At 65.3% G+C, this 14,058-nt stretch carries 10 protein-coding genes; all 10 read right to left on the bottom strand.

The genetic code is table 11. From position 1 onward, the window contains the following. Positions 1-4: 4 nt before the first annotated feature. The 10 genes from PcP3B5_RS07990 to PcP3B5_RS07945 all read right to left on the bottom strand — a co-directional run bounded on the left by PcP3B5_RS07990 (position 5) and on the right by PcP3B5_RS07945 (position 14,022). Complete coding sequence (locus PcP3B5_RS07990; RefSeq protein WP_145923971.1) at positions 5-1,210, bottom strand: sensor histidine kinase; 1,206 nt, start codon at positions 1,208-1,210, stop codon at positions 5-7. Between the two features lie 122 nt (positions 1,211-1,332). Continuing rightward, a complete protein-coding gene (locus PcP3B5_RS07985; RefSeq protein ID WP_043319360.1) occupies positions 1,333-2,808 on the bottom strand; it encodes a sigma-54 dependent transcriptional regulator in 1,476 nt (491 codons plus the stop codon). A 222-nt stretch (positions 2,809-3,030) separates the two neighbouring features. Beyond that, positions 3,031-3,327, bottom strand: a complete 297-nt coding sequence (fliT, locus tag PcP3B5_RS07980) for a flagellar protein FliT (protein ID WP_043267646.1) — start codon at positions 3,325-3,327, stop codon at positions 3,031-3,033. Between the two features lie 26 nt (positions 3,328-3,353). Continuing rightward, positions 3,354-3,734 (bottom strand): flagellar export chaperone FliS, encoded by a 381-nt coding sequence (gene fliS, locus PcP3B5_RS07975; RefSeq protein ID WP_009620865.1) that lies wholly within the window; start codon positions 3,732-3,734, stop codon positions 3,354-3,356. A 124-nt stretch (positions 3,735-3,858) separates the two neighbouring features. Continuing rightward, positions 3,859-5,271 carry a flagellar filament capping protein FliD gene (gene fliD / locus PcP3B5_RS07970; RefSeq protein ID WP_061560971.1) on the bottom strand — a complete coding sequence of 471 codons (1,413 nt, stop codon included), beginning with the start codon at positions 5,269-5,271 and terminating at the stop codon, positions 3,859-3,861. Between the two features lie 75 nt (positions 5,272-5,346). Continuing rightward, on the bottom strand, positions 5,347-5,718 hold the full coding sequence (locus tag PcP3B5_RS07965) for a flagellar protein FlaG (RefSeq protein ID WP_051878452.1): 372 nt from the start codon (positions 5,716-5,718) through the stop codon (positions 5,347-5,349). 76 nt (positions 5,719-5,794) lie between these two features. Then, positions 5,795-6,913, bottom strand: coding sequence for a flagellin N-terminal helical domain-containing protein (locus PcP3B5_RS07960; protein ID WP_009620862.1), 1,119 nt, complete (start codon positions 6,911-6,913; stop codon positions 5,795-5,797). A gap of 227 nt (positions 6,914-7,140) precedes the next feature. Further along, positions 7,141-10,671, bottom strand: a complete 3,531-nt coding sequence (locus PcP3B5_RS07955; RefSeq protein WP_061560970.1) for a glycosyltransferase — start codon at positions 10,669-10,671, stop codon at positions 7,141-7,143. 64 nt (positions 10,672-10,735) lie between these two features. After that, positions 10,736-12,004, bottom strand: coding sequence for an ATP-grasp domain-containing protein (locus PcP3B5_RS07950; protein ID WP_058072082.1), 1,269 nt, complete (start codon positions 12,002-12,004; stop codon positions 10,736-10,738). Continuing rightward, complete coding sequence (locus tag PcP3B5_RS07945; RefSeq protein WP_061560969.1) at positions 12,001-14,022, bottom strand: methyltransferase domain-containing protein; 2,022 nt, start codon at positions 14,020-14,022, stop codon at positions 12,001-12,003. Before PcP3B5_RS07945 ends, PcP3B5_RS07950 begins: the two co-directional genes overlap by 4 nt. Positions 14,023-14,058 lie beyond the last annotated feature (36 nt).

The following is a 14,058-nucleotide window of genomic DNA, read 5'->3' as shown; positions in this document are numbered from 1 at the left end:
TGGGTTATTCCTTGTGTTCACGGACGGGGGCCGCGATCAGCGGCAGGATCAGGCTGGCGCAGGTGCCACGGCCCGGTCGCGATTGCAGGCGCAGTTCGCCGTGGTGCGCCTTGGCCACCGCCTTGACCACCGCAAGGCCGAGGCCGGTGCCGGTGGTCTTGGTGGTGAAGAAGGGCTCGCCCAGGCGCGCCAGGGTGGCGGCGTCCATGCCCGGGCCGCTGTCGCTGATGGCCAGGCGCAGGCTGTCGCCACGAGCGTAGAGGTGGACTTTCAGGCGCACGTCCTGGCCGCCGGCCTGGATGGCGTTGTGCAGCAGGTTGAGGACGCTGCCGACCAGGGTGTCGCGGTTGCACAGCAGCTCGCCGCCGCGCACGTCGCATTGCCAGCGCAGCTGCAGGCCGGCGACATGGGCCTCGGCGGCGGCGCGCAGGCCGGCGAACAGCTCCGCCGGGCTCAGGCGGTCCGGCAGCGGCAGGTCGCCGCGGGCGAACACCAGCATGTCGCGCACCTGGTTCTCCAGTTCCTGCAGGCGCTCCTTGAGGCGCCCGGCGAAGCGCTGCTGCTGTTCCAGCGGCAGCGCCTGCTCGCTCAGGTGGCCGGCGTAGAGCATGGCCGCGGACAGCGGCGTGCGGATCTGGTGGGCCAGGGACGCGACCATCCGGCCCAGGGCCGACAGGCGCTCGTGGCGGGCCAGTTGGTCCTGCAGGCGGCGGGTCTCGGTGAGGTCGTTGAGCAATACCAGTTGCCCCGGCTCGCCGTTCAGCGAGCGGGTGGCGATGGACAGGCGGCGCCCGTCGCGCAGGGAAATCTCGTGGCCGTCATCCTTGCGCGGCGCGAAGCAGCGGGCGATGACCTGGCGCCACAGCATGCCTACCAGGGGCTGGCCGAGCAGGCCGCGCGCTGCCGGGTTGGCCTCGCGCACCACGCCCTGGCCGTCGATGACGATGACGCCGCCGGGCAGCAGGTCCAGCAGGCTCTGCAGGCGGTTGGCCAGGCGTTCCTTCTCCGCCAGCTCCTGCATGCGCTGGGCGCTGACCAGGGCCAGCTGTCCCTTCAGTTCGCTGACCCGCGCCTCCAGCATGCTGTACGACTGGTTCAGCTGGGTGGACATCTGGTTGAACAGGGCGAAGGCCTGGTCCAGGCCGGCGCGGCCGTTCTCCTCCGGAGCATCGCTGGAGGTCGGCTGGGACTGCTGGGGTACGGCTGGCATCATGCTGTCTCTCTTCCATCCGACGTCGTGAAAGCGTCGGCTGGCAGAGTCTTAGCAATCTGCGTGCCTAAAAATTAGTCCTTTATTTTCAGTCACTTATTGAAACGCAAAGGCAAGCGGCGTCAATCCTCCGCCACTTCCTCCTCGCGGCGGCTCATGCCGTACTTGCGCATCTTCTCCACCAGGGTGGTGCGGCGGATGCGCAGGCGCTCGGCGGCGCGGGCGACCACGCCGTTGGCGTCGTCCAGGGCCTGCTGGATCAGCCCCTGTTCGAGGTTGGCCAGGTAGTCCTTGAGGTCGATGCCCTCGGCCGGCAGCATCGCCGGCGAGTCCAGGCCCGGCAGCCCAGCGGTGATGGCGGCGCGCTCTTCCAGCTCCTCGCGCAGGCTGCTGGCGAGTTGCTCGTCCTCGTCGTCGACGTGGCGGAATTTCTTCGGCAGCTCGCCCACGCCGATCACCCCGTAGGGGTGCATGATCGCCAGGCGTTCCACCAGGTTGGCCAGCTCGCGCACGTTGCCCGGCCAGTCGTGGCGGCACAGCGACATGATGGCGGCGGAGTTGAAGCGGATGGAGCCGCGCTTCTCGTGCTCCATGCGCGAGATGAGTTCGTTCATCAGTAGCGGGATGTCTTCCACCCGCTCGCGCAGCGGCGCCATCTCGATGGGGAAGACGTTGAGGCGGTAGTACAGGTCCTCGCGGAAGCTGCCGCCCTCGATCATCTTCTCCAGGTTCTTGTGGGTCGCGGCGATGATGCGCACGTCGACGTTCTGCGTCTTGTTGCTGCCGACGCGCTCGAAGGTGCGCTCCTGCAGCACACGCAGCAGCTTGACCTGCATCGGCAGCGGCATGTCGCCGATCTCGTCGAGAAACAGGGTGCCGCCGTTGGCCAGCTCGAAGCGCCCGGCGCGGCTGGTGATGGCGCCGGTGAAGGCGCCCTTCTCGTGGCCGAACAGTTCGCTTTCCAGCAGCTCGGCGGGAATGGCCCCGCAGTTAACCGGCACGAAGGGCGCTTCGCGGCGCTTGGAGTGATAGTGCAGGTTGCGCGCCACCACTTCCTTGCCGGTGCCGGACTCGCCGAGGATGAGTACGCTGGCGTCGGTGTCGGCCACCTGCTGCATCATCTGCCGTACCTGCTGGATGGCCCGGCTGGTGCCGACCAGGCTGCGGAACAGGTTGGGCTCGCGCTGGCGGCCGCGCTCGCGGGCCTGGTCGTACATCTCGCGGTAGACCTGGGCGCGGTGCAGGGAATCGAGCAGCTTGTTGTAGCTGGGCGGCATCTCCAGGCTGGCCAGCACGCGGCGGCGCAGCTCTTCCGGCCAGTCGGTCGGCGCCGAGTCGCCGATCAGCAGCACCGGCAGGAATTCGTCCCAGGCCGAAAGCTGCTTGAGCAGCTCCAGGGCGCCGCCCTTGTGCTCGACGCTGCCGAGCAGCACGCAGAGCACGCCGCGGCTGCCGTTGGACAGGTCGTCGACCGCCAGGCGCCATTCGCGGCTGCGGCAGGACAACTGGTCCTCGCCGAGGAAGTTGAGGATGGTGGAGAGTTCGCGGCAACGCTCCAGGTCGTCGTCAATCAGCAGAATCTTGGTTTCACGCCACATCTTGCTCTTGTCTTCCGAAGGCATGTGGGCCGGCGAACGGCAACGGGAAAGAGGCGGAAACAATCCGCCATCATTTAGCCACCAAGTAAAGTCAAAAATGTGGCAGGAGTCAAATTTATGGCGTGATTTATTCGTTGTTTCCGACGGAAGAACTTACCTGCTGGCACGAACGGCGGCAACGGCGAAAACGGGGGGCCGCGCCGAACGGGCGACCCGCGGGGCTCAGCCGAAAAGCTGATAGACCTTGGCGCCCTTGTGCGACCGATTGACGCGGATGATCTCCTCGGCCACGCCCTGGCGCTGGCGGGTGACTTCCTGGACCAGTTCGCGGTACAGCACGAGCAGGCCTTCGAGGCTGCGCTTGAGGTCGCTGTCGTCGTCCAGCGGCTCGTGCATGGCGGCATCCACGTGCTGGCGACACTCCAGGTCCAGCCGGGCGATGGCTTCCCAGTCCTGCTCCGCCAGGGCGGTGCCCAAGGCGCTGCGGGTTTGTTCGATACGCTCGACGGCGAGGGTCATGCTTCGTGTCTCCTGGAGGGACGGTATTACTGCGGGATACCGTCCCAGCCTTCCTTGATGCTGCGAAGCAGGTTGGCCACTTCGTCGAGCATATGTTCGTCGTTCTGCCGGTTGGCCTCAAGCAGGCGGCGCCCCATGTAGATGTACAGGGCGTTCAGGCGCTCGGCATAATCGCCGCCGGCTTCCAGGTTCAGGCCGTCGCGCAGGCCACCGATGATGGCCACGGCCTTGCCGATCAGCTGGCCCTTCTCCGCCATCTGGCCGCGCTGCATGGCGCCGCGGGCCTGGGCGATGCGGCTCAGGCCACCTTCCATCAGCATCTGGATCAAACGGTGCGGACTCGCCTCGTGGAGCTGTGCCTGGACACCCACGTTCTGATATTGGCGAAGCGCTGCCATCGCATTCATTTCGAGATCCCCTGGTGTGGAAGGTTTCATATCCGATGTCCAGGGTATCGGCGCGGCGGCGCCAGACTTTAATCGCGAATTGCGTCTGCGCCGGGCGCTGCCGGTCGGCTAGACGCTGCCGGCGTCAGTCGTCGGAGCTCTTGTTCAGCGCGTTCAGCGTGGTCATCACACTGCTGCTGGTGGCATTGAGCTGGGCGACCAGGCTGTCCATGGCGTTGTACTTGGCGTACAGGATGTCGGTCAGCTTGGCGGTGCGGTCGTCGAGGTCGGTCTGCTGCTTCTTCAGGCTGGTGATGGTGGCGTTGATCGAGTCGGTCTGCTGGTCGAGGATGCCATTGGTCTTGGCATAGGTGTCGACGGCGTTGTACATGCGCTTGAGGAAGCCGTCGCTGCCGGTGAAGAAGCTCTGGATGTTGCCCGCATAGGTCTCCAGCCCCTTGCTCAGCTTGCTGCTGTCGACGCTCAGGGTGCCGTCCTTCTGGCTGGTGATGCCGAGCTGCGACAGCACCTGCAGGGTACCGCTACCGCTGGACAGGTTGACGAACTCGTTGCGCAGGTTGTTGAGCAGGGTGCGGGTGGTGGCATCGCTGGACAACGGCCCCGCACTGGTACTGGTGGTACCGTCCTCATTGGTGGTGGTGGTGATGTCGGTCAGACTGGAGATCGACTTGACCATCGTGTTGTAGGCATCGACGAACTTCTGGATGTTGGCGGTCAGGTCGTCGGTGTTGGTTGCCACCGTCACGGTGGAACTGCCGGTCGTCAGTAGATTGAAGGTCACGCCGCTGACGGCCTTGTCCAGGGTATTGCTGGAACTGGTCATCGACAGGCCGTCGAGCTTGAACTCGGCATCGCCGGCCTGAACCAGATAGCCACCGGTGGAACTGCTGTAGGCTGCCGTGCCGTCGATCGCCAGCTTGCCCAGGCTGCTGTCGCCCGAGGTCTTGACGCTGATGTCGGTGCCGGCGCCGGTGGTGGTGGAGCTGAGCACCAGGCGCGAGCCGCTGGAGTCGGTGACGATGTTGGCGGAGATGCCGCTGGTGGAACTGAGCTTGTTGATGTTGTCGCGGATGGTCGACAACGAATCGCCAGCGGACACCGTCACGTAATAGTTACTGCCGCCTTGGCTGAGGGTAAGACGACCGGCGCCGAACTTGTCGGAGCTGCCGACGTACTGGCTGGCCACCTTGGAGGCGGTTGCCAGCTTGTCGACCTCCAGGGTGTAGGTACCGGCGGTAGCCGAAGCGCTGGCGGTGGCAGTCGCCTTCGTGTCGTCCGACGAAGTGGCCTTGAGCCCGGAGAAGGAGTCGGCGGTGTTGAGCGTCGCCACTGCCAGCTGGAAGGTCGAGAGCGCGCTCTTGAGCGAGCCCACGGCGGATAGCTGGGTAGTGTTCGACTTGGTGAGGTTGGTGATCTGCGTCTGCTTGGCACTGGTCTGTGCCTTCACCAGGGCGCTGACGATCGAGTCGATGTCCAGGCCGGACCCCAGGCCGGTAGAGGCGATGCTGCCCGACGAGGAAGAACTGATCGTAGTCATTGCCGCGCTCCTTTAAACGGTTTCTTGACGCAATTGCTCGTACCAGAGCCTTCAGGCAAGAAGCAGGCCAGCTTCCTAGGCCTGCTCCCGGAACAGCAGGTTGCCGGCTTCCTTGATGCTCTCCGCCAGCTTCACCGCGACCTCGGAGGGAATCTGCCGGATCACGTCGCCACTGGTGCTGTCCACCACCTTGACCACGGTGATGCCCGACTCCTGGTCGACCGAGAACTCCAGGTTGCGGTGGATGACCTGGGCATTGCTGCGCAGGCTGTCCAGCGCACGATCCAGGGTAGCCTTGTCCGGCTCGGCCTGGGTACTGCCGGTGGACGGCGAACCCTTGCCGTCGACGGCAACGGTCTTGCCGCCGGCCGCGATGGGCGTGGCCGCCTGGGCCTGGTCCGCCCTGACGGGGGCTCCCAGTCCGATCGTAGAGAAAGTCACGCTCATCATCGACTCCTCATTGTTCTGGACAAATGCAGGAAGGGCGCAGTGCGCCCTTCCTTCGTATCAACCGCCGATGACCTTACTGCAGCAGCTTGAGTACGGCAGAGGGCAGCTGGTTGGCCTGGGCCAGTACAGCGGTGGCTGCCGACTGCAGGGTCTGCTGCTTGGTCATCTCCGCCGTTTCCGCGGCGAAGTCGGCATCCTGGATCGTACTGCGTGCCGAGGTGGCGTTCTCTGCGATGTTCTGCAGGTTGGAGATGGTGCTGTCCAGACGGTTCTGTACCGCACCGAGGGCCGAACGCTGGGTGTCGATCTGCTTCAGGGCATCGTCGATCACCTGGATCGCGGCCTGGGCCTTGTCGGCGGTGCCGATGTTCAGCGACTGCACGGTCTGGCCGGAAGCCACGGTGGCGGTGCCGCCGGTCAGGGTGCCGCCCGCGGTGACGGTGATGTCGTCCTGCGAGGTGACCTTGATGCTGCCGCCGCTGGCGACCGCGGTGATGCCGCTGACGTTGGTGTTGATCGAGGCGACGATGTCGTTGAGGCTGGCGCCCTTGGCGTAGTCGACTTCGACACCGTTGACGGTGATGCTGCCCGAGGTAGCGGCGGTGGTGGTGTCGTTGACGCCGGTGACCGCGATGGTGCCGCTGGCCAGGGTGTAGCTGCCGTTCAGGGCCTTGGCGCTCATGTCGTTCAGGGTGAAGCTGACGGTTTCGTTGGCGTTGGCGCCGACCTGGAAGGTCATGGTGCCGTTGGTGCCGGCTTTACCGTTGAGCAGGGTCACCGCGGTGCTGCCGCCACCGAAGGTGGTGGTTTCGGAGATGCGGGTCAGTTCGGCGGTCAGCGACTTGAACTCCTGGTTCAGCGAGGTACGGTCGTCTTCGCTGTTGGAGCCGTTGGCGGACTGCACGGCCAGGACACGCATGCGCTGCAGGATGTTGGTGGATTCCTGCAGGGCGCCTTCGGCGGTCTGGGCGATGGAGATGGCGTCGTTGGCGTTGTCCACTGCCTTGTTCAGGCCGTTGATCTGGCTGCTCAGGCGGTTGGAGATCTGCAGACCGGCGGCGTCGTCCTTGGCGCTGTTGATGCGCAGGCCGGTGGAGAGCCGGGTCATGGCAGTGTTGAGGTTTTTCGAAGCGTTGTTCAGGTTCTTCTGAACGGTCAGCGAAGAGATGTTGGTATTTACGGTAAGGGCCATGACGAGATCCTCGTGGATAGGCGACTGCTTTCAGTTGGTCCCTGGCCCTTGGCTAGTGCCGCCCGGTATGGCCTGGAGAACCTTCGTTAGGGTTATCGTCCGTGGCGGATTTTGCTTTAGGGCGATTTTCGATTTTTTTTCAAGCCCCTCTTGCCCCCTGCCCTAGGAAAGTGCTGAAAGCCCCGCTTGGCGGGGCTTTCAGCATTCGGGCAGCGGTACCCGGGAACTCAGTCCGGTTGCCAGGCGCGGTGCCAGGTCTGCAGGTTGTCGCCCTGCAGCATCCATTCGGCGCGCACCCTGTCACGCAGCTCGTCGCCCATTCGTGCCGTGGCGTCGAGGTCGGCCAGGTGCATGCGGATCGCCTCCACCCAGTCGCGGAAGCGGTTCTTCACCCGGGTCGCCGGCAGGTCTCCGGCATAGGCACGGTTGTCGCTGCACACCACCGGGAAGCCACAAGCGCCGTATTCCAGCAGGCGCAGGTTGCTCTTGCACTGGTTGAACAGGTTGTCCTCCAGCGGCGCCAGGGCCAGGTCGAGATCCAGGCTCGCGAGCTTGGCCGGGTATTGCTGTATCGGCAGGCCCGGATGGAACTCGTGCACATAGGGACGGATCCTTTCCGGGCACATGCCGAAGAAGACCCATTCGACTTCGTTGGCCAGTTCCTTGACCACGTCGGCGATCAGTTCGAGGTCGCCGGTGTGGCTGACCCCGCCTGCCCAGCCCACCCGCGGCTTCGCCGAACGCCGCCGCTGGCTCGGCTGCAGGCCGCCCCACCAGCCGGGAGCCAGGCGGTTGTAGGCGACGCGGATATCCGGATGCAGGTCGGAGAAGGCCTCGGCCAACGCCTCGGTGGAAACCACGAAGCGGTCGACGTAACCCAGGCCGCGGCGCAGGGAGCGAAGGATGTCCTTGGGCATGTGCTCGCGGTGCTGGTTCTTCAACGGCAGGTTCGGCAGGTAGTCGTCGAGCTCGTAGACCTTGAAGGCACGGGAGAAGGCCTTCATGCGGCGCATGGCGTCCAGGCGCTCGTCGCCGATCTGGCGCTGCAGCAGCACCACGTCCGGAGAGAAGCGCTCCAGGTCGGCGACATGCAGCAGGCCGTGGGTCACTACGCCTTCGATCAGGCCCTGCTCGCGCTGCGCGAGGAAGGGCTGGATGACCCGGTAGTGCCCGCATCCGAAGGTGTCGGCGAAATGCGCCAGCACTGTCGGCAATGGCTGCCAGGCCAGGGGCCGGAAGGTCAGCTGGGTGTCGGTGAGGACGAAGCCGCCGCGGGCACGGACCAGGGAGAAGTTCGGGTTGTACGCCGGATCGCGGGCCAGGCGCGGCAGCCAGCGGGCGTAAAAGGCATCCTGCAGCTCCACCGGCTCGGCTTCCGGAACCAGGCTGTGCAGCAAGGTCGCATGGGGCGTCCACGACACCAGGTAACCGGCCTCGCCGGCGCGCAGGCAGAGATCGACATCGGCACCCCGTTCGGCGAAGTCGCCCTCGTCCAGGCCACCCAGCTCGTCGAACAGCGCCTTGCGGATCATCAGGCAGCCATCGGAGACCGCGCTGTAGTTCTGCGCCACCTGCAGGCGGTTCATGTAGCCGGTGGCGTTCATGTCCTCGCCGATGAAGGCGTGCCCGGCGACGCCGCGCAGGCCCAACACCAGCCCGGCATGGGTGATGCGTCCGTCACCGTCGATGGTCCGCGCGCCGACGACGCCGACCTCCGGACGCTGCGCCTGGTTGACCAGCTCGCCCAGCCACTCGCCCTGGAAGACAGCGGTCTCCGGACGCAACAACAAGAGGTAGTCGCCACGCGCGTGGGCGGCAGCCAGGTTCTTCAGGTGCGCATCGGCCAGCGGCTCGCCCGAGCGCAGCACGCGGACGCGCTCGGCGGCCATCTGCTCGACGCCCTCCAACCACTGGCGGGTGGCCGGGTTCTCGCTGGCGTTGTCCACCAGCAGTATTTCGTAGTTGGGGTAGGCCGTGTGTTCGAGCAGGCTCATCACGCAGCGCTGCACGGCCGCGAGCTGGTCGCGCAGGACGATGAGGATGGACACCGGCGGCTGCGCCGCATGGCCGTAGTCGATGTGGTAGCGCCCCGGCAGATGGCTCTGCACCCGCGCCTGCCCGTAGCCACGCGCGGCGAGATGGCGCTGCAGGGTGCGCTCCTCGTCGGGGTTGGCCTGCAGGCTCGGCGCGGCGGTCGACAGCAGCGGCTCGGACAGGTGCGCCAGGCCATCGAGGCCGCCCTGCTCCACCAGGCGCAGCAGCAGATCCAGCTCCAGCGCCTGGGGATACTCCCCGTCGAAACCGCCTATCTGGAGGATGGCCTCGCGGTTGAACAGGCAGTGATGCGCCAGGGAGGTGGGGAAGCTGATCAGCAGGTCGAGGTTGAAATCCGGACGCATGGCCGGCCCTTCGCGGCCATCTTCGCCACGCAGCACCAGGTCGGTGGACACGGCGCGGCAACCGCCCGCCCCCATCAGTTCGAGGCCGGCGACCATCAGCCCGGATGCGGTGAAGAGATCACCGGCACCGGCCAGCACCGCCCAGTCGGCGGTGCTGCTGCGCAGCGCCTCGTTGATTGCGCAGGCCATGCCATCGTTTCCCACCGGCTGATGACGCAGGCGAAGCCCGCTGTCCACAGCCTGCGCCTGGGCACCCAGCAACGTCACACTGACATTCGGGTAGAGTTGGGCGGCCACCGCCAGGCTGTCGAGCGTCGCCTGCAGCGCCGCGGCATCCTCGCCCGCCGGCAGCAGCACTTCCACGTGCACGCCCAGGCCATTGGCCCGCAGGTGCTCGTCGATCAGGCGCTTCTGGATCGGGCTCGGCTTGCGCGCCGCCAACCACTCGTCGAAGCGCTCGGTCATCTCGCTCAGGGCATGGGCCTGGCGCAGGGCGGCAAGCAGGTCGACGCGTTCGGGGACCTGTTCTCGATGCAACGGCGAAACACCGACCAACTGGTCGCCGCCCTCGATGTACCAGCCCAGGTCCCGCACGGCCTGGCGGAAGTCCTGGTGGCCCTTGTCGCCGATGCCCGGCTTGTCGCGGCCGAGCTGGCTGAACTGCTCGCGGGAGACGCGGAAGTCCACCAGGGGGGCGGAGAGGAACGCCAGGTCCCCCTTCTGCAGCAGCTTGACATAGAGCGCCAGGTCGCCCACCCAGCGGATGGGTACGCCATTGAGCGCCATGACCTGGTCGCCGAACGCAGCCACCGCCTCCCGGCGGCACAGCACGGTGCTGGGCTCGCCGATGAAGTTGACCGTGTGTTCGGCCAGGAACGACGTCAGGCCGATACCATCGACCAGCGCATCCTCCACAAACGGCAATGCGGTGGCCAGGATGTCCGGCAGTTGACGCCCCTGATCGTCGATGCGCCGCCGCCGCGAACTGACCAGTTCAATCCCTGGCCGCTCGCGCATAGCGTCGACCATGCGTTCGACGCACTCCGGATGCAAGACGTCGTCGTCATACAGGAACTTCAGGTATTCGCCGCTGGCCAGGCTGACGCACTTGGCCAGGTTCTTCGATTCGTGCAGGCGCGTCTCGTTGTACGAGTAGTGCACGGGGAAATCGAGAATGCCGCGGTACTCGTCCACGACCGCCCGGACTTCGTCCGTCCGGCAGTCATCGCAGATCACCAGTTCCAGGGGGCGATAGGTCTGATCCTGCAGGCTCTGCAGGGCCTCCTTGAGGTAGGCCGCCTTATAGGCCGGCATTACGACGCTGACCAGCGGGTTGATATCGTTGGGTTGGTTCACCATCACACCTCAACTTGGCTTCAGGCAATCCGCGGGCACCATGCCCACGACTTGCGGATTGAACTCGTCAGAACAGCAGATCCATCGCATCCACATCGAATACGGGAATGCCATGGCGTCGGGACACGTCCAGACGTTCGGGAAAATGGTTGTCGATGAAGATCGCCGGCGCGCGCACATGGTCGGACTTGGGTTCGCCTTCACGCAGATGGACGATCCGTTCGAACATCGTCAACGGGATATGCGCGGCCTCCAGGGTGGCCGTCAGATCACCGGCATGGCGCGTGAGCAGCACCAGCCGCTTGTCCAGTTGCAGCAGCCGGTAGGCAAGGCGCATCGCCTGTGGGTTGGCGCGGCCGGCGCACACCAGGGTGTCGTCCAGGTCCAGGTAGCAGGTATCGAAGTCGTAATCGAGCACCGCCTTGTTCTCCAGGCGGCGCTCGACCAGTTGCAGGCGCGGCTCCGGCAACAGCAGCAAGTCTCGCCCGAGGTAGTCCTGCACCGCCAGCAATGGCAGGTTGACACCAAGGGCGCGCGCCACGACCGAGCCGGTGGACAAGCGACTGCTGAACTCCAGCAGCTTCCAGTCGCCCTGGCGGTCCCGGCGAACCTGGAAGAACCAGGGCCCACGCAGGGCGAGCCGGGCGTTGAGCGTGGTGGCGATGTCGTTCAGTTGCGTATCGGTGGGCCGAGGCCCCGAGCGCATGGCGATGCCGCCCACCACACGCTCGCGGGAACGTGCCCCGACGTGCAGCAGTTGGCCACGATGACTGGTGAAGCAATCCACGGTCAGCTCGTCGCCCGGCAGGTATTCGCAGACCAGCGGTTGCTGCACGACAGCCAGCGCCACGGCCAGCTCATCGGCATCGGCGACCAGGGTCACTCCCTGCCCGCCCTGCCCCTGGTCGGGCTTCACCACCACGGGCCAGGCCTCCACGGCCGAGGCATCGGCATATCGACGCGGAACCCACGGCGTATCGCCCAGCAATTCATAGGTCAACGATTTTCGCCGGGCGATGCACGCCGTTCGAGCGTCACCGTTGACTAGTTGCACGCCAAGGCCTTCGACACGGGGCGCCAGGTAGTCCTGCACGCTGTCGTGGGTGGCGAACACCAGGTCGATGCTCCACTGCGCCAGCAAGTGCGCGAAGCACTCATCGAAGGCCGCATCGGCAATGTTGGGCAGGTGTGCGTGCCGGATATAGGCCTGCTCGCCATGGTCGACGCGGCTGGAAGCACCGTGCAGTTCGACGTGCAGCGAATGCTCCAGGGCACGGGCGATCTCCAACCCCACTTCGGTGCCGCAGGGAAACACCAGTACCCGGACCTTGCTCATTCCGACGGCGCCAGGTGGTGGTCGGCGAAGTATTGGGAAATGCACTCGCCGATAGCCGGATCGCGGTAGAAGAACACGTAGCGCTTCCGTGGCCCGCCGTCGTTCAGGGCGATGGCCGGGGTACGGAAGTCCACCTTCAGACCGAAGCGACGCGCCACTACGGCCAGGGAACGACCGGAGTGATAGGAGACGTGGCCCGGGCTGAACGGATAGGTCAGCCCACGTATCAGCTTCTGGTTGTGGATATTGGTGCCGGCGATGACCAGGCCGTTCTGCCGGACCTTGGAGAAGAGGCGGCGGAAGTCGTTCTCCAGATCGGTGAAGTGCTCGATGACTTCCGACGCGATCACCACGTCGAACTGCTCTTGCGAATCGATCGGAACGAAGTCCTCGACGTTCTGGTAATTGTCGATGTCGGCCAGTGCCACCCGCTCGAAAGGAAGCTGCGCGCCGATGAGCTGGTGGTCGCGCGAGGCCCCGGCGCCAAAAATCAGGAGTTCGTGCCCGCGTCCGGGAACGCACCGCTCAACGATATCGGCGGCCATCTCGGCAATGCGGTATTCCCGACGCGGAGTTACGCCATCACCCGCGCGGGTTCCGTCCTCCGGACTGTTGTCCGCGACGAATCCCTCTTCGGCATAGTCATAGAGATTGTCAGGATTGCTGACGAAACCGCAGTCACGGCAGAAGGTGAAGTCGAAGGTCGCGCCCTGCATCTTCGGCACGGTACAGGTGACGGTGCGCACGGCCAACGCGCCGGAACCACAAGTGCGGCATCCCCCCTTGGGCCATTCGGCAACAATCGGGCGGCCTGGCGCCGTCTCTTGCGCGTCGACCCGGGAGGTCCCGGAGGCAAGCTCGCGCAAGGCCTCCTCGAATACGCCAGCGCGAGTGGCACCGGGTGAAACGAAGTACTCAAGAGCCTCGCGCCGGGCAGCGGCAAGCGGATCATTCCCGTCGAGCACCGCTTGCAGCTTGGCGGCGAACTCTTCCGCATTGCTGAAGGTATAGGTGTAATCGGCGTATCCCATCCGCCCGCTGATCACTCGGATATCGCGATCCGCCGGTACGTAGACGAATATCGGGCGGCCCAGCGCAAGGCACTCGGAAACGGCGGCGGAAATATCGCAGACGAAGATGGCGTCCGGCGCGAGCAACTCGGTGAGCTTGCTACGGCGATCGACGAACGACAGCGCGGAGGCCGGCAAGCCGATGCTGTGCGACAGCTCGGTGTCGATGGTCTGGTACTTCGACTTCTCCGAACCGGTCAGGGGATGGAGCTTGCCGACCACGGGCAAGCCGGAAACGCGGTGTGCGCAGGCAAGAAGCTCCCGGGCAATGGATAGCGAAGAATAGTCCTGCTCGCCACAGTAGCCTTCCCACGTGGGGACATAGACCAGGCGTGCGGCCCGCCCCGAGGGCGCCTCGGCCTGCGCGAGAACATGCTGATTGTCAGGACGACCGATGATACGGAACGACAAGCCGGTCGTATCGAATTCGGCATTGGCGAAGCGATCGATGTGCGCCTGGCCGGCCACGTAGATCTCGTCGTAGGCCTTGAACGCGCGGTTCATGCTCGAACTCTTGTCACTGTCGCCATGCCCCAGGAAAACGTGATGCCCACCCGAGCAACGCAGGAACAGGTTGTTATTGGCGGTGTTGGCCACGTAGAAGAAACCACGCAGCGAAGGGAAGGCATGCAACAGCGTATCCACGTCGGCCGGTGTACTGACCAGGCTGACGGGCACATCGGGGTACTCGCGCAGCAACGTCTCGTAGGTATCCATCAGCCGAGCCACGACCATGAATTCGATGCCCGCCGCCTTGAACGCGGGAATCCACGGGCGCACATGATCGACGCCACCGGCATTGAGCGCAGCGCCGCTGTGCAAGAGGAACACCGGCGAACGGGCGGCCTCCGGCAGGACATTCACCGAATATGAATTGTGTACTTTCAGGTAGCGCAGCGAAGCGTTGTAGACATAGCTCGCCAGCGGTACCCCAATCTTGTGCAGCATGATTCAACTCCCGATGTTGGCGACGCGGCCTTGGGC

Origin of the sequence: Pseudomonas citronellolis, from assembly GCF_001586155.1 — a bacterium.
In the GTDB taxonomy this organism is placed as follows: Bacteria; Pseudomonadota; Gammaproteobacteria; order Pseudomonadales; family Pseudomonadaceae; genus Pseudomonas; species Pseudomonas citronellolis.
The sequence above is the reverse complement of the archived record's forward strand: the minus strand, read 5'-3'. Positions and strand labels throughout refer to the sequence as shown.